Source organism: Pseudomonas sp. NFACC10-1 (genome assembly GCF_900119195.1).
GTDB classification, from domain to species: Bacteria; Pseudomonadota; Gammaproteobacteria; order Pseudomonadales; family Pseudomonadaceae; genus Aquipseudomonas; species Aquipseudomonas cerasi.
In genome coordinates this window covers 72,985-99,145 of record NZ_FPJB01000004.1, presented here as the reverse complement: position 1 = coordinate 99,145, position 26,161 = coordinate 72,985, and the positions used below count along the sequence as shown (strand labels likewise).

Here is a 26,161-nt window from a genome sequence, read left to right as displayed (position 1 = left end):
ACCGACAGTATCAATCGTCGGCATGACCCCGCGTGGGCGTCTCAGAGGACAAAATGTCTGATCGCTCAGGTTCGGTTTCTCCATCGGCAGTCGCTGCTTTCATCACCCGAAAGAGACGTTTCGGCGTATCCCCTGTATGGCTGGTTCCGCTGCTCGCTGCCTTGATAGGCCTGTCGCTGCTGATCAGCAGCACACTGTCGAAAGGCTCGAGAATCTTCGTCACCTTCCAGAGCGCCGAGGGGCTTGAACCTCACAAGACGAGGGTCAAGGTCAGGAATGTGGTGATTGGCGAGGTATCGGCCGTGGCCTTGAACAAGGACCGTACAGGCGTTGTGGCGACGGTGGACCTCGATGCCAGCGCCCGTGCTTTCACTGCCGAGGACTCCCTGTTCTGGGTGGTGCGCCCGCGTATAGGCGTCACCGGTGTATCGGGCTTGGATACCGTGCTTTCCGGGCCATTTATCGCGGCGGACAGCGGTACGTCCGGGCATACGAAAAAACACTTTGTCGGTCAGGAAGCTCCGCCACCCATTACCTACGGCGCAAAAGGCACGCGTTTTACCCTGCACGCCGCAGACATGGGCTCACTGGAGGTCGGGTCTCCTGTGTACTACCGACGCATTCAGGTCGGACAGATAGCGGCCTGCCATTTATCCGCAGACGGCAAGGGCGTGGATGCGGAAATTTTCATCAATGCGCCCAACGACAGTTTCGTGACCACCGACACGCGCTTCTGGAATGCCAGCGGCATTGGCATGACGGTGGATGCCGATGGTCTGAAAATAAAGACTGAATCGGTCTCGACGCTACTGGCGGGAGGGGTGGCCTTCGTCGAGCCGGATTACCGTACGAATGCGCCCCGGGCCGCGGAGCATGCACGCTTCATGCTGTTTGACGACCAACAGAAGGCGCTGTCGCCGCCCGACGGCGAACCGGGTTACATCCGTATGATATTCAGTCAGTCGCTGCGGGGGCTGGAGGTCAATTCGCCGGTCGAGTTCATGGGCATAACGCTGGGGCGAGTCGTCTCGGTAGACCTGGACTACGACGCCGCCAGCAAGTCGTTCACCAGCATCGTAGGGGCGCAGATATACCCCGACCGCCTGGGTATGGCCAATGAAAAAATCGTGAAAACGTTAGGCGTTACCGATGATGCACGTACGGCACAGTTGATAGCCGACTTCGTCAAACGAGGCCTGCGTGCGCAGCCTCGCAGCGAGAGTCTGCTGACCGGACAACTGTATATTTCCCTGGGTTTTATCGCCAACGCTGCGCCGGTGCCGTTCGATGTCAGTGCGCAGCCGTTGATAATCCCGACCGTGCCGGGGGAGCTTGAAAAGATGCAGGAGCAGGTACAGCAGATCATCGACAAGTTCAGCAACGTGCCGGTGCAGGAGATCGCCGGCAACTTCAATGGCAGCCTTGGCGAGGCGCAAAAGACGTTCAGGCTTTTCAACGCGCAGGTGATGCCTGAACTGCACGGCGTTCTGCTGCAATCCCGAAGCACACTGGACATTGCCGGTGCAGCACTCGCCGAGGACTCGCCTGTGCACCAACAGATCGACCGGACAATCGACGACGTTCAGCGCATGGCCCGCTCGGTAAGGGTCCTGACCGATTACCTGAGCCGTAACCCCGAAGCCTTGATCCGTGGCCGCACCCGGCAGGATCGACCGGGTGTCTACCAGAGGACCGCGCCTGCTCAGCAGGCCGATTAAGCCGAGCCGGACGGCTTCAGTACCTCGGTTTGACCGCCTTCCAGTCCGGCTTGTATTTTTGCATCTGCTTCACGTCATCGCGCTGCCGAATGCCACAGCTGTGATACTGGTCGTTGAGCTTGCCGAGCTGGTCATGGTCCAGTTCCAGCCCCAGGCCGGGCGCGCGGGTGATGCTGACGCAGCCGTCGACAATCGGCAGTTTGCCGCCCTTGATGACTTCCTCGTCCGGCTCCTGCCACGGGTAGTGCGTGTCGCAGGCGTAGTCCAGATTAGGCACCGACGCTGCGACGTGGGCCATGGCCATAAGGCTGATACCCAGATGCGAGTTGGAGTGCATCGACACGCCGAGGCCAAAGGTGTCACACATCTTCGCCAGTGCCTGAGTGTCGCGCAGGCCGCCCCAGTAATGGTGGTCAGCGAGTACGATTTGCACGCTGTCGAGGGCCACGCTGCGGCGGAACTCGTCGAAATCGGTTACCACCATGTTGGTTGCCAGCGGCAGACCGGTGCGTTTATGCAGCTCGGACATGCCGTCGAGGCCCGGCGTCGGGTCTTCGTAATATTGCAGATCATCGCCCAGCAGCTCTGCCATGCGAATCGAAGTCTCCAGTGACCAGTTGCCGTTGGGGTCGATGCGCAGCGGATAACCGGGGAAAGCCTTTTTCAGCGCCTTGATGCACGACACCTCGTGTTCCGGCGGCAGTGCTCCGGCCTTGAGCTTGATGCTTTTGAAACCGTAGGCTTCGATCATGCGCCGGGCCTGAGCAACGATCTGCTCTTCGCTGAGCGCTTCACCCCAGCTGTCGGGCGCGTAAGGCGCATCGGCATGCTGCGCGTATTTGAAAAACAGGTAGGCGCTGAAGGGTATCTGGTCACGAATGGCACCGCCGAGCAGGTCCACCAATGGCAGGTTCATGGAACGCGCCTGCAGGTCCAGAAACGCCACTTCGAACGCAGAATAAGCATTGCTGACCGCCTTGCTCGCGTGTGAGCCCGGCGCCAGTTCGGCACCGGCCAGGCTGGCAGGCTTATGCGCTGCCACGGTCGCCTGAACGATGCTGCGCAGCTGATTGAGGTTGAACGGGTCGAGCCCGACCAGCTGGTTCTGCACGTGTTGCTGAATCGCCAGTGCCGGGGCATCCCCGTAGCTTTCACCGAGACCGATGTAGCCGTTGTCGCTTTCCACCTCAATGATCGAGCGCAGGGCAAAGGGTTCGTGAATACCACTGGCGTTGAGCAGTGGCGGGTCGCGAAAGGCGATAGGGGTCACGGTCACACGTATGATTTTCAAAGGGCGGTCTCCCGGAGGTCAGGGTTTGAGGCTGGAAGGGGTGCCAGTAACGGCAGGGCTGAGCGCTGCAGGCCGCTCAGCCCTTGACGGGCGGCCGCGATCACCTCGTGGCGTGGTGCGGGCGAAGAAGATCACCACGGCAGCCAGCAGCGATGTCGCTGCCAGTCCATACAGACCGCCTTGAATCGAACCGGTGGTCTGTTCCAGAAAGCCGAACGTGGTGGGCGCAACGAAACCGCCCAGGTTGCCGATTGAGTTGATCAGCGCAATGACCGCAGCGGCAATGCGTGCATCCAGATAGCCCTGAGGGATTGGCCAGAACAGCGCAGACGCGGCCTTGAAACCGATGGCCGCGAAGCAAATGGCGACAAAGGCGAACACCGGACCGCCGACGGTGGACATGAACATGCCGGCGGCGGCGATGACCAGGGTGACTGCCACCCAGGCCTGCTGGTGCTTGAAGCGTGCAGCCAGTGCTGCAAAACCGTACATGGCCACGATGGAGATGATCCACGGGATCGAATTGAACAGCCCGACCTCGAAATCGCTGAAGCTGCCCATCTTGCGGATCATGCTCGGCAGCCAGAAGGTGGCGCCGTAGATGGTCAGCGCCACGGAAAAGTAGATGAAGCAGAACAGCAGGATCTGCCGGTCCGCCAGCAGGCGCAATACCGAGGGTCTGACGGTTTGTGCTGCTTCGCGCTGCCGTTGCTCTTCGGCGATGGCGGTGCTGAGCGCGGTTTTTTCTTCATCACTGAGCCAGCGGGCTTCGTGAGGATGTGATTGCAGCCAGAACCAGACGAAACCGCAGAGCACGATCGATGCGAAGCCTTCGATCAGGAACATCCATTGCCAGCCATGCAGGTTCAGGCCCTCGATGCCGAGCAGGGCGCCGGACACCGGTCCGGAGATGACCGACGCTATCGCCGAGCCGCTGAGAAACAGCGCCATGGCTTTGCCGCGGTCGCCGGAAGGCAGCCACTGGGTGAAGTAATAGATGATGCCGGGGAAGAAACCGGCTTCGGCGGCGCCGAGAATGAAGCGCAGCACGTAGAAGCTGGTTTCACCTTGAACGAATGCCATGGCCATCGCAGCCGCGCCCCAGGTAAACATGATGCGGGTCAGCCAGGCGCGGGCGCCGTAGCGCTGCAAGAGCATGTTGGAGGGGACTTCGAACAGTGCGTAACCGACAAAGAACAATCCGGCGCCCAGCCCATAAGCCGCTGCGCCGATACCCAGATCGGTTTCCAGATGGCTGCGTACAAAACCGATGTTGACCCGGTCGATGTAATTGACGATGAACATCACCACGAACAGCGGCAGCACGTGGCGTTTTACCTTGGCGGCCGCACGGGCAAGCACCGTGGCGTCCGTAGTACCAGGGACGGTATTCAAGAGGCGACTCCCATTCATTGTTATTTTGGGGATGAGTCGATCATGAGGGCGTGTATTATTCCCGTCCAATCCAGTTAGTGACTTGATTGATACCGGGAGTGGATCAATGTTCGAGCTTTCTCAACTGCGTTGCTTTACCACGGTGGCAACGGAGCTGAATTTTCGCCGTGCCGCCGAACGGCTGAACATGACGCAGCCGCCATTGAGTCGGCAGATTCAGATACTGGAGCATAATCTGGGCGTCGAGCTGTTCACCCGCAGCACCCGCAGTGTGGCCCTGACCGCGGCGGGCAGGGCTTTTTTCATCGAGGCGCAGACCTTGCTGGAGCGTGCGCAGCAGGCGGCCATTTCCGCGCGACGCTTTGCCGAAGGTGACATCGGCTCGGTGACCATCAGTTTCGTCGGCAGCGCCGTGTACGAGTTTCTGCCCAGGGTGATCGCCGAGGCGCGCCTCAAGCAGCCGCAGGTGAAGATTTCCCTGACTGAAATGAACACCTATCAGCAGCACGAAGCACTCAGGGCGCGGCGCATTGACCTCGGTATCGTGCGAGCGCCACTGTTTCAGCCGGGGTACGAGAGCAAATGCCTGGTACGCGAACCTTTCGTGCTGGCCGTGCCGAGCAATCATCGATTGGCGCATGCGGACTCTGTCGCGGTGGCCGATCTGGATGGCGCACCGTTCCTGATGTATTCGCATTCGGCGTACCCTCCGTTCAACGAACTGCTGACCGGTATGTTTCGCTCCGCACGAGTTGCACCGGAGTATGTCCAATGGCTTGGATCGTCACTGACTATTCTGGCGCTGGTCAACGCTGGCATGGGGCTGGCACTGGTACCGCGTTGTGCGACCAATGTGGTGTTCAAGGACGTCGTGTTTCGTGACATTGACCTGGGCGAAGGCGTGCAGAGCGAGTTGCACCTGGTCTGGCGCACCGACAATGACAACCCGGCGTGCCGGATGCTGCTCGAAGCCATTCGTGCGGCCGTCAGGGCGGATGAAAATTGAAGCGAAAAACCTTGTAACGTAGTGGTATCAACTATCATTCATTCAGTCGATAGTCATCATCAAGCAAGGCAAGTTCTGTTTTTCCGGCAAAGGAGGAGGATGGCGCCATAGCCACCTGCTCCAAAGGGAGACGACGCGATGAGAATGTTCAATCTGTTGACGTTTGCTGCCGTGTTCAGCACCAGCATTATGTTCACTGCCCCCGTCAATGCTGCCGTCTCTCCGGTCTCCGAACAGTCCTGCCATTTCATGCCCGTCGTCGACAGCGCTGCCAGCCTGCAACACACTCAGTCGGTGGGCGTGCTGTACAGCGAAAACACCCTCAGCAACCTTCAGTATTTGAACAACTACCATTCGGTGGCACTCCGGAGCGGCAGCAATGGCGCACTCGATGCGCGTATCCGCAACGCATTCATCAACAGCTCGGACCCTGCGCTGGCGACCGACTGGCTGGTGGGCTCATTGAAGAAAGAGTTCGCCTCGGTAACCGTTTACAACAACCTCGATGCGCTGATGCAGGCCCGCCCGGACGTAGTGGTCATGCTCGACACTTACAACCGCCTGGTGAGCAAGCGCAACAGTCAGGTCGAAGCGCGTTTCATGGCGCGCTTCTATGACAACAACCTGCAATACATCGGCAAGGCCGAAGGTGAAGTGGTTCGGGAAATGACCTCGGTCTGGGTGCAAGGCAAGGCCGCTCCGGAGATCGCTGCACAAATCGATCAGCAGCGTGATATGCAGGTGAATGCCTTGAAACAGTTCGACGCCTCGCTCAAGGCTCTGGTCATGCAGGCCGACCGGGCTCAGGTAGCGGCGAACTGATGGAGTGACTGCGCCAGGCTGAGAAGGCGCGGCGCAGCATTTCACACTGGCCTCAGCTATTGATGACCTGGGCAAAGTTGTTGCTGAACGCGACCTGCGAGACACCCAGCACTGACGCAATCATTCGTGAGCCGCTGCCTTGCAGCTGTATCTGACCACAATGGTTGTCCTGCGGCGTCAACTCGGTGTTGACCGACAGAAACTGCTCATCGATTTTTGTCGCTGCAATACCACCTGCCATCAGCATGGTCGCCAGCGGATCGAAGATCGGCACGGGAAGCCCTTCGGCGTGTGTTCCGGATTTGTGTTCGAGCACTTGTTTGACCAGCGTGGCGACAGGGTCGGTGGCGGTGATCAATTGCCAATAGCTGGCGTCGAGGATGATCTGGTTGCAGACATCCAGCGGCACCAGCGTCAACGGCAGGCTTGACTGGAAAACAGTGTTGGCGGCGACAGGGTCGACGAACACATTCCATTCTGCATAGTGGTTGCTGCTGTAGGCCTCTCCCTGATCCCATGCCTTTTGCGCGTTGTTCAATGCCGCGACGTTGCCGTCGACGTAAACCGCGCCGGCCATGGCGACGATCTGCTCGACCATTTTGAAGTCGGCTGGCTGGCTGCTCAACGAAAGCATCTTCGCGATGTTGGTAAAGCCCCCCAGCGACAGCACTGTGATGGGGTCCTGGCTGTTTTTTACCGTCTGATACATGAACTCCCAGGCGGGCAGGCTCGACAGTTCCGGCAGCGTGGCAGGGTTCAGTGTCCCGAGCAGCCCCATGATGTCGTTCATGTCGTTTTTGAAGGGTTGCGGAAAGCGGTTGTCGTACTCAAGTGGCTGATCGGTACCCTTTGCCACGACGGTGCCGAGTCGATTTCCGATGCCCAGCAAATGCTGCGCGATGATCACGCCCCAGCCGAGGTCTGTTTCGCCGCATCCGGTCACTGTAATGCCGAGGATGTCGATGTCCTGTCGTTTCATCAGGTAGGCGATCGACAGTACGTCATCCCAGCCCATGTCCGTATCGATAATGACTTTCCTGTTCACGGTAATGCTCCTTGCCTGTAGGGGACGATTGAAAAGAAGGTGTGCAAGCGCCGCTGACTTATGCGAAGGCACGCGGAAAAAAGGTTGCCAACAGGTTATTTCAATTAAACCGATGCACGGCTCGGTTTTACCGTAAAGAATTAATCACATCCGCCGAGAGCCTGACAAGCGAGCCGACAATTAGCTGTCCGGTTCGCATGATGAGCAGCAAGCCACGTGTGCTTTGACTGTGGTAACAGAGAAGCCTTGCGATGCTGAAAAAACTACCGGGTGCCTTGCGTGCCCTGATGTCTGTGCCTGCTGATAACCCCAGGTTGTTGCAGGCCCAATACGTTGCGTTGTCCCGGCAACTGCCGTTGATGTACTTTGTGCTGCTGGTCAATACCTGGGCGTTGGCGTTCACCCACTGGCGAACCGCTCCGGTGTGGCTGACGCTGCTGGTCCCGGCGCTGCTTACGGTTATCTGTGCCGTCCGTGCACGCAAATGGTTGCGCACGGTAAACCGGCCGCCACCCGCTCCGGCGATCATTCTGGCCACGCTGCGTGGTACACATGGCCTGGCAGGCGTGATAGCGGCCGGGTTTGCCGCCTGGTCGCTGTCGCTTTACCCCTACGGCGATGCCTACTCCCAGGCGCATGTTGCGTTTTTCATGGGTATTACGGTGATCGTCTGCATCTTCTGCATGATGCACTTGCGGCCTGCAGCGCTGACCACCGCCCTGGTCGTCAACACCGCCTTCGTCATTTTCTTCGCCTCGACGTACAACGTTACCTTTATCGCCACAGCGGTGAATATCGTGCTGGTGTCGATCGGCATGCTGATCATTCTTCATTACCAGTACCGCGATTTCACCAGCCTGGTAAATGTGCAGGTAAAGACCGAGCAACTGAGTAACGAGAATCTGCTGCTGGCCAATCAGGACAGCCTGACGGGCCTGCCCAATCGTCGCCAGTTCTTTCAGACTCTGGATGCCGCGATGACCGAGGCAATGGCGCAGCGCAGCGGCCTGGCAGTGGGGGTATTGGACCTGGACGGGTTCAAGCCGGTCAATGACCTCTATGGTCACCGCATCGGCGACCGTTTGCTGATGCTGGTGGCTGAACGCCTGACCAGCGCCTCGAGTGACAAGGTGCATGTGTCGCGACTGGGCGGTGACGAGTTCGCGCTGGTGATCAAGGGTGACATGCACAGTGACGCGTTGCTGGCGTTTGGCAAACACCTGTGTGACCTCATGCACGAAAGCTTCGAACTGTCGGACATGCCGATCCAGATTGGCGCGACACTGGGCCTGGCGACGTACCCGGCCACGGCGGATAATGCGACCCAGCTGTTCGAGTTTGCCGATTACGCGCTGTATCAAGGCAAGAACCATAACCCCGGAACCACCTGCCTGTTCTCCGCCAGCCACCGTGAGCAATTGCATGCCGACGGCGTTACCGAACAGGCCTTGCGGCGCGCCAATCTGGAAACCGAGTTCCACGTATCGTTTCAGCCGATCATTGAGAGCTGCACGCGCGAAACGGTGGCTTTCGAGGCACTGGCGCGCTGGAACAGCCCGGAACTGGGGTCTGTTTCGCCGGCGCATTTCATTCCGATCGCCGAGCGCATCGGCATGATCAACAAGCTCACCGTGCCCTTGTTGACCCAGGCGCTTGGCATGGCCCTGTCGTGGCCCGCGCCTATCAGGCTGTCGTTCAATCTGTCCGCGCACGACTGTGCGACCTGGGAAAGTGTCAGCAGAATTGTCGAGATCATCGAACACAGCGGCTTCGATGCGTCGCGGCTCGATCTGGAAATCACCGAAACGGCGGTCATGCAGGATATTGCTCAGGTGCAGCAGGCCATTACTCAGTTCCGCAAGCTGGGTTGCGGTATCTCGCTGGATGACTTCGGCACCGGATTCTCAAGCCTCAGTCAGTTGCACGCGCTGGCGCTGACCAAGCTGAAGATCGACCGCAGTTTTGTCACCGGCGTGCACCACAACCCGGCCAGTTACAAGATCGTCAAATCGCTGGTTGCCTTGAGTCTGGACATGTCTCTGGGCTGCGTGATCGAAGGCGTCGAAACACAGGATGAGCTGAATGCACTGACCACCCTGGGTTGTACGATGGTGCAGGGCTACTTCTACAGCCCGCCGATCAGTTTTGCAGAAACGCTGGCCTGGATTGAAATACCCGATGAAGAGCGCACCTTCGGTTACGCAGCATCGTGCCCTCTCTGATCGATTGCATGTGGGCGATTCTCTCAGGCGTGCGTGGGGTAAGATGCGTTTTTTGATCCCCACGGAAGCCTTTTGATGAGCAAACCCGGGCAGACCGTCCTTGTTGCGTTGCGCAAGATGATTGCATCAGGCGAGCTGGCTGCCGGCGAGCGTCTGATGGAGGTGCCGACTGCCGAGCTGTTCGGCGTTTCGCGCATGCCGGTGCGCATGGCGTTCCGGACGCTGGAGCAGGAGGGGCTGCTGGTGCCCTTTGGCGGGCGTGGTTTTCAGGTGCGCTCGATCAGCCCGATGGAAATCGCCGGCGCGGTGGATGTCCGCGGTGTCCTTGAGGGGCTTGCCGCGCGGCAGATGGCCGAGCGCGGCCTGACCCAGGAGTCGCGCGACGAACTGGAGGCCTGTCTGGTACAGGGTGACGCGCTGTTCGAAAAGGGCCATGTCACTGAAGATGACCTTGAGGTCTATCACTACATGAACATGCGCCTGCATCGAGTGATCGTCGAGGGCAGCGGCAATCGCGCCATTGCCGATGCACTGTCACGCAACGACCATCTGCCTTTTGCCTCGGTAACCGCGCTGGCCGTGGATCGCGACAACCTGATTCGCGAATACCGGCGGTTCAATTTCGCCCACATGCAGCATCACGCCGTCGTGGATGCGCTGGTGAATGGGCAGGGCGCTCGCGCCGAGGCCATCATGCGCGAGCATGCCAATGCCACCTTGCGCTATGCAGAAATCTTCGGCGCCGGGCAGAACGAGCGCATGAAAGTCATTCAGCGCCCGGACTGATCAGATGTCGAGCACCAGCACGGGCGTCTTGGAACGTGAGCAGCAGGGCGTGAACTGATCGTTGAGCGCCTGCTCGTCTTCGGTCAGAAACAGATCACGATGATCCGGAATGCCTTTCAACACCCGCGTCAGGCAGGTGCCACAGACACCTTGTTCACACGACAGCGGAATATCGATACCGTGGCTTTCGAGCACCTGAGCGACCGTTTTATTGGCCGGAATGGCAATGACCTGGCCGGTACTGGCGATCTCGATTGAAAAACTGCCATCGTTGCTGGTGTCGACCGGCTCTGCAGAGAAGTACTCGCGGTGCAGAGTGTCCTCGGACCAGCCAGCGGCCCGCGCGCTGTCGAGGATGTATTGCATGAAACCGCCCGGCCCGCACACGTACAGGTGGGTATCGGGCTGTGGGCGGGCGAGTACTTTGCCAGCCTCCAGCGCGGTGTCCGGCTGTTCATCGAAGTGCAGCGTGATGCGCTCGGCAAATGCCGAATGCTTCAGGCGTTCGATGAAGGCGCCGCGTTCGGCGGAACGCATGCAGTAATGCAGCTCGAAATCGGCAGCCTCCAGCGCAAGTTGTTCGGCCATGCAGAGGATGGGTGTGATGCCAATACCGCCGGCGAACAGCAGCGTGCGCCGGCTGTTTTCAGCCAGCGGGAACAGGTTGCGCGGTTCACTGATGCGCAACTGTGCGCCAGTCTGAATCTGTTGATGCAGGCTACGCGAGCCACCACGCGAAGCCGGGTCGTTGAGGACGCCGATCAGGTAGCGGTGACGCTCGTTCGGGGCATTGCACAGCGAGTACTGACGAATCAGCCCGTCAGGCAGGTGTACGTCAATGTGCGCGCCTGCGGTGAACGGCGGCAACAGCGCTCCGTCTGCCCGCACCAGTTCAAAGCTGCAGATGTCCAGCGCTTCATCGTTGCGTGATAACACCTTCACGTCGATCATGTCAGGTCCTCGGGTGACCGCGGCACGGGTCACTTCTGATTGTTTTCTTGGTGTTTCGACGGGCAATGGCCGGTCATTTCGTCGCCATCACGGGAATCTGCTCGCCGCGACCGGCCTGCTCGGCAGCGATCAGGCGCTCCAGGATCTTGCGTGACTGCACGCCACCGGCGTCGATATTGAGCTTGAGCAGGCTGCGATGCGGGTGCGTGAGCAGGTTCTGTTGCTGGCGTTCAAGCATTTCCAGGTCTTCGGTGAAGATCTTGCCCTGGCCTTCACGGATGCTGGCGGTCAGCTCTGCATCAGCGGGATTGAAGTTGCGCGCCATGCCCCAGAAGTACCAGATGGAGGTGTCGGTCTCGGGGGTGATGAAGTCGACGACGATGCTCGACGCCTTGAACTCTTTGGGCGCGTGATAGCCGCCTTTGCCTGCATGGGCTACGCCGACTTCGATCAGCACATGGCTGGGCGGCGTGAAGCGGCAGATCTGCCAGCGATCGACCGGCACGTCATCGGCCAGGTTGTTGCCACGCAGTGCCATCTGCCAGAACGGCGGCGGCATGATGTTTTCCATGTGCCGGGCGGTAACCACTTCCTCGCCTTCGACCGTTGTGACGGGCGCTGCCTCGTCGATTTCCTTCTGGCCGATGCTTGACGCATGCACATAGGTTTCGTGGGTGAGGTCCATCAGGTTGTCGATCATCAGGCGGTAATCGCACTGGATATGAAACAGCCCGCCGCCGTAGGCCCAGTCGTCGCTGACTGCCCATTCCAGATGGTGGATGAGTGCCGGGTCGGCCTTTTCCCGGTCACCGGGCCAGACCCAGATGAAGCCGTAGCGCTCGACCGCTGCGAAGGTCTTGTTGCAAGGGAAGCCGCGAACACGCTGGCCGGGCATTGAAACAGTCTTGCCGTCGCCGCCCATGACCAGTCCGTGGTAACCACACACCAGCTGGCCGTTCTCGACATAACCCAGCGAGAGCGGGGCGCCGCGATGCGGGCAGAAGTCTTCGACGGCAATGACCTGCTGGTCCTGGTCGCGATAGAACACCATCTTTTCGTTGCAGATCTGCCGTCCCAGAGGCTTGTCGGCGACTTCATCCGCTGTACAGGCGACGTACCACGCATTTTTCGGGTGCATGATGGTTCTCCACGGTTCGATTATTGATCTTATGGATCCACAGAATGAATCATGTTGTTTTCTCGCGATTATTAATGCCACAGGATCGAGATTAATCCAATGATTAATTTAGTTAACTATTATTTAATGGATCCACAGAGATTGATCAGCCGGAGCTGGATACCAGCAGCGCCGCTCGCAGGCGCGGCGCGAGTGCTTCCAGCAGGGTCTGCACAGAACGCAGGGCGCGGCAGTCGGGGCGGGTCAGCAGCCACAGGTCAGTGCGGCATCCTTCCAGAGGACCGCTCAGGCGTTCGACCGCACCCAGGCCCTCGACCGTGAAACCGGTCAGCGCCGCCACGCCCAGGCCGGCAGCGACCAACTGCGACACAGCCGACATGTTGCTGCAGCGGTAGCTCGGTAATACCCCTGGAAACGCCTGTTTGCGCCAGATCACCGAGGTGTGGTCGGGCATCGAGTCGTCCGGGCTGATCCAGGGGATCGAGGCCGGGTTTTGCGTCAGGGCTTCGCGGTATTCGGGGCGACCGCAGACAAAGTAGTCGGCACTGCCCAGGCAGCGCCCGATCAGGTGCTCGGGAGGCGTATTGGTCAGGCGCAGGGCGATGTCGGCATCGCGACGGCTGAGGTTGGCAAAGGCGTTGGAGGTGGCCAGCTCCAGCGTAAGCGCAGGGTACTGCGGCATGAAGTCCGCCAGCGCGGGCAACAGCAGGCTGTGCAGTACCGCATCGGTACAGGTCAGACGTACCGTGCCGCTGACGACTTGTTCGCCCTGCTGCAAAGCGATGCGCGCAGCGGCAAGCGCCTGTTCGGCACGCTCGGCCTGTTCGGCCATGGCCTGAGCGGTATCGGTCGGTACGTACCCGCGCCGGTTCTTTTCAAACAGCGCGGCACCAAGGGCGGCTTCCAGACGACGGATCGAGCGAAACACGGTCGATACATCAACCTGCAACAGGTCGGCGGCACGGGCGAGGGTGCGGCCGCGAACCAGGGCGAGCACCAATGAAAGGTCGGCGTGGGTGATTTCATATTGCATTGGTGCATTGTTCCTTTGCCTGAATGCCTATGTTTGTTGCGCGGATGACTATCCTAGACTGGTTTCATTCCCGCTGGATAGCGTCCGGTAATCGGCGCTGACCACTCAGATTTCACACAGGATTCAACCTATGTCGCGACCTCCCTTGATTGGTGTCACCGCCTGCCGTCAGCAGTTGGGCAAGTACTCTTCTCACACCGCAGGCGACAAGTACGTCGAGGCCGCAGCCTTCGCGGGCATGCCGGTAGTCCTGCCTGCGCTCGAGGTGCCCACCGAGCCTGCGCAACTGCTTGCGTCACTGGATGGCCTGTTGTTTACCGGCTCGCCGTCCAACGTCGAGCCGCGTCACTACAATGGGCCGGCGAGCGTGGAGGGCACCGCCCATGACGTCTTCCGGGATCGCACAACTTTGCCATTGCTCAGGGCTGCCATTGCTAAGGGGGTGCCGGTGTTGTGCATTTGCCGCGGCTTTCAGGAGCTGAATGTCGCGCTGGGCGGCAGCCTGCATCAGCGGGTCCAGGAGCTGCCCGGCTATCTGGATCATCGCGAGCCGCAAAGCGAGGTGCTGGCGGTGCAGTACGCGCCAAAGCATGCCGTGCAGGTACAGCCTGGCGGTTTGCTCGACTCGCTGGGGCTGGCACCGGGGTTCGAGGTCAACAGCCTGCACAGTCAGGGTATCGATCGCATGGCGTCGGACCTGCGCGCGGAAGCATTGGCCCCCGACGGTCTGGTCGAAGCGGTGTCCATGCTTGGTGCGCCAGGCTTTGTGCTGGGCGTGCAGTGGCACCCGGAATGGGCGTTCATGGACAACCCCGTGTCGCTCAGCCTGTTCAAGGCCTTTCGCGAGGCCTGCCAGAGGTATGCGCGCAGCAGTCGCTAGAGCGATGAGCTGCTGAGTGTTGTGGGCAAACGTGATTTAATATCCGGCTTGATGGCTTCGGGTGATGGACGATCCATTGCACCGGGGCGCTGCCTCATTCACCGGATATCTTTCACATAAGGCCACTATGGATACGGGAGCACGACTCAAACTGGTGCGTGAAAGCTACAAGCTGTCACAGCGTGAGCTCGCCAGACGCAGTGGTGTGACCAATGCCACGATTTCCCTCATCGAACAAAATCGTGTCAGTCCTTCCATCAGCTCGCTGAAAAAGCTGCTTGAAGGGATTCCCATGACGCTGGCGGATTTTTTCACGTTCGATCAGCCTCCCGGGCAGGATCAGTACGTGTTTCGAGCCGGTGATCAACCCGACCTGGGGCGCAACGGTGCCCGCCTGCTGCTGGTCGGCGCGACGTTGCCAAGCCGGCAGATGCGGTTTCTGCGTGAGCAATACGCGCCGGGCGCCGACTCGGGCGATGAACCCATCGTCCACAGCGAAGGTGAGGAGTGCGGTCTGGTGACGCGCGGCACCGTGGAGCTGACCATCGATGGGCAGGTCAACATTCTCGGTCCGGGTGACGGCTATTACTTCCCGACCACCTTGCCGCATCGCTTCCGCAACATCGGCCAGGACGAAGCGGAGATCATCAGCGCCAACACCCCGGCCAACTTCTAGGTGCCGATAGCCAACGATGCCTTGCGCCTAACGAAGGCTCCAGGAAATACCGGCATAAATCCCCATCCCGTCGCCGGGTGTCGAGCGTGCGATGTCTTTGCCGTTGTCGTCATAGCCGGGTGTCACGGTGCTGGCGTAACGCTGGTTAGTCAGATTGCGCAGGTCCAGCCAGGTCTGCCAGTCTTCGCCGGGTGACGCGTAGCCCAGTGTGGCGCCCAGCAAGGTGTACTGATCGGCGTAAAACGAGTTGGCGTAATCGACCGCGATCCTCGACGCGTGCTCAGTGTTGAGTGCTACGTAAACGCCGACAGGATGGCTGTAGCGCAGCTCGGCCTGATAGTAATGCCGGGGGATACCCGGCAGCGCGTTGTCGCCGAAGCGGTCGTCGTTACGGTAGTGAAAGTCGCTGAAAGTGTAGGCCTGGCGTAAATCGACCTTGCCTGCAGCGCCTCCCTGCCACAGCGGGCTGTCCAGGCTGAGTTCGATACCGGTATGGATGGTCGGGCTGGCGTTGGACTCGGCAATGACTTGCGAGCCTGTCGCGCTGGCTGCCTGGGTTTCGACACTGAGCAGTTCATGTCTGACCTGCGAGTAATACCACCCTGCGGTCCAGTCGCCTGCTGCGCTATTACCCTTGCCGCCGAGCTCCAGCGTAGTCGCAGTCTGATTTTCAAGTTTGACGCCAATACTCTGCAGGCCGGTCGCCGCACCGCTGCCTGCTGGGAAGAAATGGTTGGAACCCCAGATCATTGACCAGGCGTGCGGCGGCTCGACCGAGCGACTCAGATTGCCGTAAAGCTGCAATTGCGGCGTGAAGTCGTAGCGCAGGCCCAGCCGGGTGGCATAGTCCCAGGCGTGAGTGCTGACGGCCTGTTGGGTTGCGGGGTAGGTGACCTCTGTTTCGCGACGGGTATAGAGGGCGGCAACGCCCGTTGTCAGCCACAGGTCCGGTACCAGCTCCAGATCATTGCTCAGGTGCAGCACGCTGTCCGAGCCCAGGTAGCTGTAATCCCGGGTTCTGGTCCCTGGCACATAGCCTGCGGTGTTGCCGGTTGGCACGCGGACGAATTCCGATGCGCCGTTGTCAGGCAGCCCCTTGGTGGTTCGCAGTCCCAGCGTGGTCGTGCTCTGATGGCCAGACACGGTGTCCTGGCGTATGTAATTGAGCGTGCCGCTGATATCGGTGTAAGCGACTTTCAGGCGATTGGTGCCCTCGCGCAGGTCCATGGGGTAATCGTGATAGACCAGACCCGTTTCGAGGCGTGAGCTTTCATCCAGATAAACAGTGGTCTTGTTGCCGAGCCAGGTGCTGCCGGGTTGCAGGCGTTTTGAGTCGCGCGTACGGTTGAGCGCATTGGCCGCCTGTGGATCATGGCGGATCTGCTCGCGGGTCAGTCTGCCCGGCGAGTCGTTGTCGGTTTCCCGGTAACGAAAGAAGAAGCGGGTTTCCAGATTCGGGCTGAACCGGTAACCGACGTTGGCTGCGATACCCTGGCTACCGCCGGCACTCTGGTCCTGGAAGCCGTTGTAGCTTGAGTCGGTCACGCTGACGTAATAGTCCAGATCGCCCAACACCTGTCCCGAGCTGATCTGCCGTTTCGAGTAACCGTGGCTTCCTGCTTCGTAGCGCAACTGCAGCCTGGGCGCGTCATAACCGGTGTGGGTGACATAGTTAACCGCGCCACCCAGCGCCAGCGAGCCCAGTTCAAAGCCATTGGCACCGCGTCGTACTTCTACGTGGCTCAGCCATAACGGCTCCTTGAGTTCGTAGGGCGTACCCCCGGGGCCGGTCAGCGGCAAGCCGTCGAGCATTTCGAACAGCCCGGAGGCATGCGCGCCAGGCGCCCGGTTCAGGCCCGAACCACGAATCGAGATTTTTGCCCCCTCACTGTTGGCGGCCTTGGCGTAGATGCCGGGCTGGTATTTGAACACGTCTTCATTGTTGGCGACCCGTCCTTGCGCGACGGTGTTCATGTCGACAATGTTGGTACCGCCCGGAACTTCCCGTAACGCGTCGCGCGCGATTTGCGCCGGGCTGTCGATACGTGAGCCGTCCACTTCGATGTTGGACAGGCTGACAACATCAGCCTCGGCGACACAGGTAAAAGCAAGAGCCGTACTGAAACCGAACAATTGCAGGGTCAGGTTCAAGGGGGAAAGCAGAAACGGTGGGTGGTACTGCAAGTGCATACGCCTTGTGGTTCACGGCCAGCGTCAACTGCCAGCCCTGCGTGCTCTGGAAAAGGGACAGGTGTTCGATGCCTGATGTGTGACTGGCGTCACTAAACCGGTGAGTGAACAGTCGATGCCGGGCGATATTTTCAGGCTGTTCAATGCACTAAGTGAATATAATTTGCTTTTTGTCTGCTCAGCGAGAACCCTTTCAGGCTTCGCCAGTCCTAGCCATTAGAGAGAGCATTCGCACTAGCCCAATAAACAGTCGTGGAGTTTCTGGAGTGTCGGAAAATAAAGCCCGAGTCGACAATGCGGCGACGGGAGATATCAAGCATCAGGGAAAGGATATCTTTTTCGCAGCGGTAGAAACGACACGGATGCCGATGATCGTGACGGACCCCAATCGCCCGGACAACCCCATCATTTTTGCCAACCGTGCATTTCTGGAAATGACCGGTTATGCGTCAGAAGAAATCATCGGTAGCAACTGCCGGTTTCTTCAAGGGCCGGAAACTGATCGGGCGGTGGTGAAATCCATTCGCGATGCAATCGACGAACGCGTCGATATCTCCACTGAAATTCTCAACTACCGTAAGGACGGTTCAACGTTCTGGAATGCCCTGTTTATTTCTCCGGTCTATAACGACGCGGGTGACCTGATCTATTTCTTTGCGTCGCAGCTGGACATCAGCCGCCGTAGAGATGCCGAAGAGGCATTGCGTCAGGCACAGAAGATGGAGGCCCTGGGGCAGCTTACCGGTGGCATCGCGCACGACTTCAATAACCTGCTGCAAGTGATGGGCGGTTATATCGACTTGATCGGCAGTGCGGCAGAGAAACCCTCCATTGACGTGCAGCGTGTCCAGCGCAGTGTTCATCACGCCAAGTCTGCTGTTGAACGCGCCAGCACATTGACCAAGCAATTGCTGGCGTTTGCCCGCAAACAGAAGCTGCAGGGGCGAGTCCTCAATCTCAATGGCCTGGTCTCCACGACAGAGCCGTTGATCGAGCGTACTTTTGGACCGGAAGTGGTGATCGAAACCGATCTGGATCCGGCACTGAAAAACTGCCGCATTGATCCGACCCAGGCAGAAGTTGCCTTGCTGAACATTTTCATCAACGCCCGGGACGCGCTGATTGGCAGGCCCAACCCCAAGATATTCATCGAAACCCGCAATCTGGTCGTCGATGAGCTGGCCAATATGTCCTATGACGGTCTGTTGCCGGGGCGTTATGTTTCTATTGCGGTGACGGACAATGGCATCGGCATGCCCGCGAGTATCCGTGATCGGGTAATGGACCCGTTTTTTACCACCAAGGAAGAAGGCAAGGGTTCCGGGCTCGGTCTTTCGATGGTCTACGGCTTTGCCAAACAGTCGGGCGGCGCGGCGCGTATTTATACCGAAGAAGGTGTCGGTACTACGCTGCGCTTGTATTTCCCGGTAGACGAGGCGGTACTGAGTAAAAACGATCCGCCGAAAGCTTCGGAAAGGCGCATTGGCAGCTCCGAGCGGATTCTGATCGTGGAAGACCGTCCTGACGTGGCCGAACTGGCGAAGATGGTGCTGGATGATTACGGCTATGTGTCGGAAATCGTCCTCAACGCCCGTGAGGCACTGAAGCGCTTCGAGGCCGGCAGCACGTATGACCTGTTGTTCACCGACCTGATCATGCCGGGCGGCATGAACGGGGTAATGCTCGCGCGGGAAGTCAGGCGCAGGTACCCCAAGGTCAAGGTGCTGCTGACCACCGGCTACGCTGAGAGCTCGATCGAGCGAACCGACATTGGCGGCTCAGAGTTTGAGGTGGTGTCCAAGCCCTGTATGCCGCAGGACCTCGCCAGGAAGGTCAGGCAGGTTCTTGACGGTCCTAACGGTATCGCCTGACGGCACTGGCGATGCACCTGCGAAGGCCTGACTGTTCTCAGTCGGGCCTTCATGCTTTTTGGCGCACAGTGTACGGCGCTGTCTTTATTACGATACCTGCGCGCATTCCTGCAGAGTTGCGTATATCCAGTGAGTATCGACAGTTAAAAGTTGGCAACAGGTTAATTCTCGTCTGTTATTGGCAGACGTCAGACAACTTCAATAATTAGAGCAAACAGCCTAATGAAACGGTACGTGTGTAAAGCGCTTGGAGCATCGGGCGAAGGTTACGTTCCGTTGCTGTGCGTCATTAAAAATACTGTTCTATTATGCTTTGTACAGCCTGAAAAAAAGTCTATAAAAGTTTTAAACTTCTTGAACGTCGCCTGGGTCATTGATGGGTACGTCACACATTTGTGTGTTCACTGCCAATGACTCAAAGGACTATGACTATGATTCGCGACGACCGTATCGCCCCAGGTGCCCCTGTGTACCACGAAACTCATGCAGCGGCTCCGCTGCTTAAACGAATCTCCTGGAGTGCGATTCTGGCCGGTGTCGTTCTGGCCATGGTTGTGTCGCTGTTGCTGAACCTGCTGGGTACGGCAATCGGAAGTGCCAGTATCGATCCCATGCAGGAAGCCAATCCACTGTCCGGTATGGGTACGGGCGCAGGTATCTGGGTCGTTGTAAGCTCGGTGATCTCGCTGTTCGTCGGCGGCTGGGCCGCGGGACGTCTCGCGCAGCGCGAAGGCGCGTTTCATGGCCTGCTGGTGTGGGCGACTGTATCGCTTATCACTGTTTATCTGGTCTCCAGCGCAGTGACCGGCGTCGTACGCGGTGGCCTCAATCTGGCAGGCAGCGGCATGTCGGCCCTGGGCAGCGGTATCGCACAGGTGGCTCCGGCCGTTGGCAGCAAGATTCAGGATCAATTGCGCGCTCAGGGCATTGATTTCAATCTGGACGATATCCAGGGCGAAATCGAAACGGCCATGCGGCAGACCGGCAAGCCCGAGCTGAACCCGGACAACGTCAAGCAGGAAGCTCAAGCGACTCAGCAGGATGCGCAGAATACTGCCAAGCAGAGCGCACAGAATCCTCAGCAAGCTGACGAGCAATTGAGCGGTCTGATGGATCGCATCAAAGCCAAAGGCGACCAGGCTTGGGATGCGGCTGATCGTCAGGCGCTGGTCAATCTGATCAAGGCGCGTGGCAACAAGACTGATGCCGAAGCCAATCAGATCGTCGATCAGGCTCAGGCCAGCTATCGTCAGGCTTATGCCAAGTATCAGGAACTGAAAGCTCAGGCAGAACAGAAAGCCCGTGAAGCAGCTGAAGTCACTGCCAAGCGCGTTTCGCAAGGTGCCTGGATTCTGCTTATCACTCTGGTGATCTCGGGTCTGGTAGCAGCGGGCGCCGGTGTACTGGGTCGTCGTACTCAGCCGCCAGCCAAAGTTGTCGCTGCGATCTGAACCAACGCAACAAGACTGGACTGAAGTATCAGACGGGGAGCGTTGATCGCTCCCCGTTTTTATTTCAGCCATTCGATATCGTGTCAGTGCCGATCCGCTTCGACAACACGTTGGTAAAGTCCATCCCTCAATTTTTTACCTTATCATCGTGCGGCTCTACAGCTTGCGTAACAGTGCAACTTTCAAAGAGCAAATACTCTAACAGCCTGCGGCGGGATATATATTCAATCTCAACGGTGGCACCTGTGCCATTGATGTTGCCAAGTCTATATTCACTGGGTTTTAAGGGTTGTTACTGTGAAGGTGTCCCGGTGGAATATCGGGTCGGGCTTTGGCTGTTCGGCAGTGGGCTCAGGCTGGGTGAATTCGGCACTTAGCAAGTACGCTTGTGAGCGTGCAGAATCAAACGTCATGTTGTGCGCCCACAAACGGGTGCTGACACTTCCTTTGGTCCGATACTGCCCGTCCGGGTCACGTGCCACCACGGTCAGACTGGCATCTGCACCACTGGGTATCAACAGGCGATCGTTTTGGCGGTCGTACGCCATGCTGTTGACAGCGCGGGTGGTGGGCAATGCTGCGAGGCGTTTGCCGGTCATCAAGTCGGCAATAATTAACTGAGGGCTTGCGCCACGACAGGCAATGAACAGACGTTGTCGCGATTCATCGGCGGCGACCGCGCTGGGTTTGTTGCAGCTCTCGAACGTCCAGTACTGATGTTTCTCCAGCAGTTGGCCTGAAAGAACGGCCACTTGATTCTCGTCACGCATCGGCACTATCAGCGTGCCGTCGCCGAGGATGATCGGCGCGTCGAGTTTCTGTGCCGGAACCTGCCGGGAACCCACGAGTGCGTCGGTACGTGTGTCGATGAAATACAGTGTGGAGTGGTCGCCGCGACGGCCGCTGGTAACGATCACTCGCTGATGCCCGGGATCGTAGATGACATTGTTCAGGTTGCCTGAGTCCAGTTTGAGCCGGTTTTGTACGGTCATGCGGTCCAGCGCGACGATGCCTAATGTACCGTCCATGTTGGCGACATAGGCGTGATTGTGCTCAGGTGCAAAGGCAACGGCATTGGCACCGGTCGAGTTGTCCAGGGTCTTGATCAAAACCTGCCGTTCGACGTCGAACACGGATAAACCGTTCTCGCGGCGTGCGATGTACAAATGAGGCTGTGCCGGCTGCAATGCCGCGAACCCCCAACTGTAGCCAGCGCCTGGCAGCACGGTTGCTGCGCGGGTGGTGTACAGCAGCGAGTCATCCGCCTGAACCGAAAGAGGTGCCAGCAGCGTGAACACACTGGCAAAAATCTGTAATCCCGTCACCTTGAGCCACCTGATCAACGACATCATCGGCTTAAAACTCCAGAGTGGTGGAAAGAATGAACTGCCGCGCATCACCAACGGACACGAAGTAACGGTTGGCGCTGGAGGTGTAATACGTGCGGTCAAACAGGTTCTTGACGTTGAACTGAATGTTGAGCTTGTGCTCATCGACTTTTGTATCGTAAGACGCGAAGGCATCCGCCACGGTGTAGGCGGGCAGTTCGAATGAGTTGGCAGAGTCTCCCGGGCGCTCTCCGACGTAATGTGCGCCAGCGCCGGTGCGCAAGCGGTCACCGCCGCCGATAATGCTGCCCCAGTCGTATACCGCAGACACTGCCGCTGTGCGCCGGGCGACGTTCCACAGCTCGTTGCCCTTGTAGAGCGGGTCCTTGGTGATCTTCGCATCCAGTAGTGCAAAGCTGCTGATCACGCTCCAGCGATCGGTCAATTCTCCAGCCACGTCCAGTTCTATGCCTCGCGAGCGGGCTTCTCCGGATGTCCGCCAGTCGGTGAGCTTGGTCGCATCGTTGAACTGGGAGACCAGAATGTTTTTCTTGCGAATATCGAAGACCGCTGCGGTAGCCGTAATGCGTCCCGGAATGTCCAGTTTGGCACCCAGTTCGTAGGACCTGGCTTGCTCAGGCAGCACGGCAGAGTCAATGACCACGCCACTGCTTAACGGCGCAATGGTTGAGCTGGGTTTCAGTGATTGCGTGTAGCTGCCGTAGAACGACAGCACATCGTTGTATTTGTAGACGACGCCACCGCGCGGCAGCCATTTCTGCCCATTGATATTGGTGTTTGCCACAAAGGGGCGACCGCGTCCGGCTATTTGATCGTAGGTTTGGTAGCGCGCACCGGCCACCAGAATCCACTGTTCGTTGAGGTGGAACGAGTCCTGAGCAAATAACGAGGTGGCGCGCAGTTTATCGGTCTGGTCACTGTCGCTGGCCGATACGGTGCTGGACGGGGATTCCCGGCCATAGACAGGGTTCAGATAATTGAAGCTGGACCGCGCTGTTTGACGCAGCAGGTCCGAGCGGAAGATTTTGCGTTTCTCATCATCGACGCCAACCTGCAAGTCATTCTGGAAGCCTGCGATCTGAAAGGTGCCTTCCAGGTCGGCAATTGCAAAACTGTCGGCGCTCACAGCACCATGGGTTGCATCGTTACTGCGCGTCACTGCGCCCGTGGCGGCATTGATGGCATTGATCCGCAATTGGTTGGCATCGTAGGTTTCACGGTTCCAGCTGTAGCCGAAATGAGATTTCCAGTTGTCGTTGAACTGATGGTCGACGCTCAGTTGCGTGAGGTCCGAGCGACCTTCCATTTCATTGAACGGTTCGTCCAGGCGCCGTGTTCTGGGAATATCCAGCGGGTGGTTGGTACGCGGGTCCAGTGCCGTTCCGCGGTCGAAAGGGTAAAGAAATTCCCTGTGCTCATATGAAAGCACCACTTGTGTCGTGTCGCCGTACCAGGCAAGCGATGGCGCGACCAGAGATTCGCGATGGGTGCCGAAATTACGCCAGTAATCCTCGTCTTCATAATCCACCACCATGCGATAAGCCAGACGGCTGTCGCCCAGCCCGCCGGTGCTGTCAAAGCTGCCACCGCTACCGTCGCGGCCATGCGCATAGGCGGAGGCGCGACCACTGATTGCGTTGTAGCTCTCCAGCTGCGGGCGTTTACTGACGACGTTGACTACGCCACCTGGGTCCATGATGCCGTAAAGCAGCGATGCCGGACCTTTGAGCACTTCCACGCTGTCAGCAGTAGCGCTCAGACCACGTCCCTGAACGATGGGCATTCCGTTGTGCATGATCGAACCGTCGCGATTGCCGCCAAAGCCACGCTTCATCAAGGTGTCTTGCGTCGCCGCCAGGGTGTTGCCCTGAGTGATGCCACTGGTATTGGCCAGCGCATCGTCCAGATTGCGCGGCTTCTGATCGCGCAGAACTTGTGCAGAGACTACGTTCACGACCTGGGGCACTTCCAGCGTCGACCTGTCGCTGTGCAGGATCGAACTCGTACCGGTTGGCTGGTAGCTGGTACTGCGATCGGAGTTGGCTTCAACCTGTATCGCGCGCAACTCCATCGACTCTGAGGCAACCAGCGTGTAGCTGCCGTTGCTTTGCTGCGCGGCAAAGATGCCGCTGCCTGCGAGCAATGCGGTCAGTCCTTCAGTGACCGAGTAGTTGCCGTCAAGGCCCGGTCCGACCTTGCCGTCGGTATACGCCGCATTTCCGGCCAACTCGATACCTGCCTGCTGGGCAAAACGGACGAGTTGCCCGGTGAGTGGGCCTTTCTCGATGCTGAACCGGTGAGTCAATGCGCTTGCATCGGTGGCAGAGGCGGTTGAGACCCACGATGCACTTACACCGCCCACCGTCAATGGAATGATCATGGCCAGCGGCGTCAGGCTGAGATAAAACGGGCGTCGTTTATGGAAATGCATAGTGCTGGCGTCCACGCTGATGAAAGGAAAAAATATTGGCTTTCATCTACACCGGACGAGCAGGGCAAAAGGGGAACCACCGCGTGCAAAAAAAAATCAGGACCGCGCAATTATGCCCGCGCCTCGACAGTGACCCACCAGGGCAGCGTGCGCTTGATCGCCACGGGCAGTACCGACGCGAGGGCAGCCAGTGCCCTGTCTGTATCTTTGATGGAAAAGGTGCCGACCACTCGCAGCCCTGCAATCTTCTCGTCACAAGCAAGGTAGCCATGCCGGTAGCGGGACAGTTCATTGACGAACTGCAGGAGCGGCATACCTTCAGCGACCAGAATGCCGGAGGTCCACGCGCGGCCAGAGGCAGGAGCGGGTTGTGGGCCGTCGAGTCGATCCCCATAAAGGGTTATCTGCTGCCCGGCATGTACATCGCAGCTTTGATCGGCTGCCATGACCGACACCTCGCCTGAATAGACCGTGATGCAGGTGGCGTCATCATTCAGCAGCCGTGCACTGAATTCTGCGCCGTATGCCTGCGCTTTTCCATTAAGTGTCTTTACCTGCGTCCGCTTATTCCGCGAGCGGATAGCGTCGATCAACACTTCGCCTTTCAGCAGTTGCAACGCTTGAACATCAGGGGAGGCCGTAACGTTCAATGCGCTGGCGGTGTTGAGCCAGATTCGGGTGCCGTCAGCCAGCGTGAACTCTCGTGTTTCGCCCGTTGAGGTGGATAAATCGGCCCGAATCGAAGCAAACAGCGAGCCGTTCTCACCGTTGTTCAGCAGGTGCCAGCCCAATGCCCCGCCCAGTGCGAGAACGCCCATTGAAAGAAGGGTCTGACGGCGGCTCATCGATGAAGAGCTGGTGGACTGTAGAACCTTGTAAGCGCCATTTCTTTCTAGCGGATCCTGAAACTGGGCGAAGCGTCCACCTATCTTCTCCACCAGTGCCCAGGCCTTGCGGTGTTCCTCGTTCTGGCTCAGCCAATTCTGCCACTTGCGTCGCTCGGAATCGCCAGCATCCTCTGCACCCAGACGCGCATACCATGCCGCAGCTTGCTGGAGAACATCATAATGATCACTGCGAGGACTGTTCATGGTCAACACCCATCGGCACGTGCGGACAGTTCACGCACCATGCACTGATACATGACCTGTGCCATGTACTTTTTCACCATGCGCTCGCTGGTGCCAATCTGTTCGGCAATCTCGCGGTAAGTGTTGCCTGACAGTTGCGCCAGCAAAAAGGCGGTTCGCGCCTTGTGCGGCAAGTCACGCAGCATGGCGTCGATTTCATGCAGTGTCTCGAGAAGAATGGTGACGTACTCGGGGGAGGGGTGTAGGTTCTCGGGCCTGTTTGCCAGCTCTGTCAGCCATGCCTGCTCGATCTGCCCCCGGCGCCATTGATCGATGCACAGGCCACGTGCAACGGTACATAGGAACGACCGCGCTTCACCGGGCAGCATGAATACTCGTGGCTTGAGCAACAGGCGCAGGAAGGTATCGTGAGTCAGGTCCGCTACGTCGGCAGTGTTGAACGAGTTGCCAAAGCGCCGGGTCAGCCAATGACGTAGCCAGCCGGAGTGCTGTGCATAAAGGTCGTCGATGCGGGTCTGATCAGGAGCGCTTGAGCAGGTCATGAGAAAGCAGTCGTTCCGAAGTTATAGAGAATCATACGCATACAATAAACAATCTCATTGATAAAGCACAGAACAAGCGTGCCAATTGTCTTGTTGACTGACGTATGCCCTGCTTGCGTGTTCTGGCGTTGCCGCTCAATACGCTCGCCGCACGTGGGCAGGCGCTGTCGCAGATTCTGATCCTGCGTGCTATACCGATAAGCTATCGTCGATTTGAACCGGTTGCGTAAAGTGTCCAGCGTCGCGATATCCCGCCTGTGCGTGACGCACAAA

19 protein-coding genes and 1 pseudogene are annotated in these 26,161 nt (G+C 58.6%); 9 read left to right on the top strand and 11 right to left on the bottom strand.

All coding sequences use genetic code 11. The annotated features are described in order from the left end of the window. Positions 1-53 precede the first annotated feature (53 nt). Positions 54-1,718: a PqiB family protein gene (locus tag BT119_RS12615; RefSeq protein WP_072365854.1), complete on the top strand. Its 1,665-nt coding sequence runs from the start codon at positions 54-56 to the stop codon at positions 1,716-1,718. 16 nt (positions 1,719-1,734) lie between these two features. Here the strand turns inward: BT119_RS12615 and BT119_RS12610 are convergent, their stop codons facing one another. Together BT119_RS12610 and BT119_RS12605 are read right to left on the bottom strand one after the other, a co-directional pair. Beyond that, the gene (locus BT119_RS12610) at positions 1,735-3,009 is read right to left on the bottom strand and encodes a glucarate dehydratase family protein (protein ID WP_072365853.1); all 1,275 of its coding nucleotides are present in this window, start codon (positions 3,007-3,009) and stop codon (positions 1,735-1,737) included. An 18-nt stretch (positions 3,010-3,027) separates the two neighbouring features. Then, positions 3,028-4,371, bottom strand: a complete 1,344-nt coding sequence (locus tag BT119_RS12605) for an MFS transporter (RefSeq protein ID WP_161428861.1) — start codon at positions 4,369-4,371, stop codon at positions 3,028-3,030. A gap of 139 nt (positions 4,372-4,510) precedes the next feature. Here BT119_RS12605 and BT119_RS12600 point away from each other — a divergent pair, with 139 nt between their 5' ends. Continuing rightward, positions 4,511-5,410 carry a LysR family transcriptional regulator gene (locus BT119_RS12600; protein WP_072365850.1) on the top strand — a complete coding sequence of 300 codons (900 nt, stop codon included), beginning with the start codon at positions 4,511-4,513 and terminating at the stop codon, positions 5,408-5,410. A gap of 138 nt (positions 5,411-5,548) precedes the next feature. Continuing rightward, positions 5,549-6,232 (top strand): ATPase, encoded by a 684-nt coding sequence (locus tag BT119_RS12595; protein ID WP_072365848.1) that lies wholly within the window; start codon positions 5,549-5,551, stop codon positions 6,230-6,232. A gap of 52 nt (positions 6,233-6,284) precedes the next feature. On the opposite strand, the gene BT119_RS12590 is transcribed toward BT119_RS12595, so the two are convergent. Further along, positions 6,285-7,277 (bottom strand): nucleoside hydrolase, encoded by a 993-nt coding sequence (locus tag BT119_RS12590; protein ID WP_003435353.1) that lies wholly within the window; start codon positions 7,275-7,277, stop codon positions 6,285-6,287. Positions 7,278-7,528: 251 nt separating this feature from the next. Here BT119_RS12590 and BT119_RS12585 point away from each other — a divergent pair, with 251 nt between their 5' ends. Both BT119_RS12585 and BT119_RS12580 read left to right on the top strand, forming a co-directional pair. Further along, entirely contained in the window at positions 7,529-9,499 is a 1,971-nt protein-coding gene (locus BT119_RS12585) for a putative bifunctional diguanylate cyclase/phosphodiesterase (protein ID WP_054080943.1), read from the top strand. Between the two features lie 75 nt (positions 9,500-9,574). Then, complete coding sequence (locus tag BT119_RS12580; protein WP_072365846.1) at positions 9,575-10,285, top strand: GntR family transcriptional regulator; 711 nt, start codon at positions 9,575-9,577, stop codon at positions 10,283-10,285. Here the strand turns inward: BT119_RS12580 and BT119_RS12575 are convergent, their stop codons facing one another. The 3 genes from BT119_RS12575 to BT119_RS12565 all read right to left on the bottom strand — a co-directional run bounded on the left by BT119_RS12575 (position 10,286) and on the right by BT119_RS12565 (position 13,407). Continuing rightward, positions 10,286-11,236 (bottom strand): PDR/VanB family oxidoreductase, encoded by a 951-nt coding sequence (locus BT119_RS12575; protein WP_060707819.1) that lies wholly within the window; start codon positions 11,234-11,236, stop codon positions 10,286-10,288. Between the two features lie 73 nt (positions 11,237-11,309). Beyond that, positions 11,310-12,374: an aromatic ring-hydroxylating oxygenase subunit alpha gene (locus BT119_RS12570; RefSeq protein ID WP_003370890.1), complete on the bottom strand. Its 1,065-nt coding sequence runs from the start codon at positions 12,372-12,374 to the stop codon at positions 11,310-11,312. A gap of 145 nt (positions 12,375-12,519) precedes the next feature. Then, complete coding sequence (locus tag BT119_RS12565) at positions 12,520-13,407, bottom strand: LysR family transcriptional regulator (RefSeq protein ID WP_003435343.1); 888 nt, start codon at positions 13,405-13,407, stop codon at positions 12,520-12,522. A gap of 130 nt (positions 13,408-13,537) precedes the next feature. Here BT119_RS12565 and BT119_RS12560 point away from each other — a divergent pair, with 130 nt between their 5' ends. Together BT119_RS12560 and BT119_RS12555 are read left to right on the top strand one after the other, a co-directional pair. After that, entirely contained in the window at positions 13,538-14,287 is a 750-nt protein-coding gene (locus BT119_RS12560) for a gamma-glutamyl-gamma-aminobutyrate hydrolase family protein (RefSeq protein ID WP_072365844.1), read from the top strand. A 127-nt stretch (positions 14,288-14,414) separates the two neighbouring features. After that, positions 14,415-14,963, top strand: a complete 549-nt coding sequence (locus tag BT119_RS12555) for a cupin domain-containing protein (protein ID WP_003344936.1) — start codon at positions 14,415-14,417, stop codon at positions 14,961-14,963. Between the two features lie 27 nt (positions 14,964-14,990). Here the strand turns inward: BT119_RS12555 and BT119_RS12550 are convergent, their stop codons facing one another. Continuing rightward, complete coding sequence (locus BT119_RS12550) at positions 14,991-17,153, bottom strand: TonB-dependent receptor family protein (protein ID WP_003435339.1); 2,163 nt, start codon at positions 17,151-17,153, stop codon at positions 14,991-14,993. Between the two features lie 266 nt (positions 17,154-17,419). Between BT119_RS12550 and BT119_RS12545 the strand changes: the two genes are divergently transcribed. Together BT119_RS12545 and BT119_RS12540 are read left to right on the top strand one after the other, a co-directional pair. After that, positions 17,420-19,024 (top strand): hybrid sensor histidine kinase/response regulator, encoded by a 1,605-nt coding sequence (locus tag BT119_RS12545; RefSeq protein ID WP_032609743.1) that lies wholly within the window; start codon positions 17,420-17,422, stop codon positions 19,022-19,024. A gap of 431 nt (positions 19,025-19,455) precedes the next feature. Continuing rightward, complete coding sequence (locus BT119_RS12540; RefSeq protein WP_054080941.1) at positions 19,456-20,475, top strand: hypothetical protein; 1,020 nt, start codon at positions 19,456-19,458, stop codon at positions 20,473-20,475. Between the two features lie 272 nt (positions 20,476-20,747). Here BT119_RS12540 and BT119_RS12535 read toward each other — a convergent pair whose 3' ends face one another. From BT119_RS12535 to BT119_RS12520, 4 genes and pseudogenes are all read right to left on the bottom strand, one after another. Then, positions 20,748-21,827: a YncE family protein gene (locus BT119_RS12535; RefSeq protein ID WP_054080940.1), complete on the bottom strand. Its 1,080-nt coding sequence runs from the start codon at positions 21,825-21,827 to the stop codon at positions 20,748-20,750. A 4-nt stretch (positions 21,828-21,831) separates the two neighbouring features. Next, positions 21,832-24,301: pseudogene (locus tag BT119_RS12530) on the bottom strand (TonB-dependent siderophore receptor). Between the two features lie 64 nt (positions 24,302-24,365). Beyond that, positions 24,366-25,346 carry a FecR domain-containing protein gene (locus BT119_RS12525; RefSeq protein WP_054080938.1) on the bottom strand — a complete coding sequence of 327 codons (981 nt, stop codon included), beginning with the start codon at positions 25,344-25,346 and terminating at the stop codon, positions 24,366-24,368. 2 nt (positions 25,347-25,348) lie between these two features. After that, complete coding sequence (locus BT119_RS12520) at positions 25,349-25,888, bottom strand: sigma-70 family RNA polymerase sigma factor (protein ID WP_003370913.1); 540 nt, start codon at positions 25,886-25,888, stop codon at positions 25,349-25,351. Between the last annotated feature and the right edge of the window lie 273 nt (positions 25,889-26,161).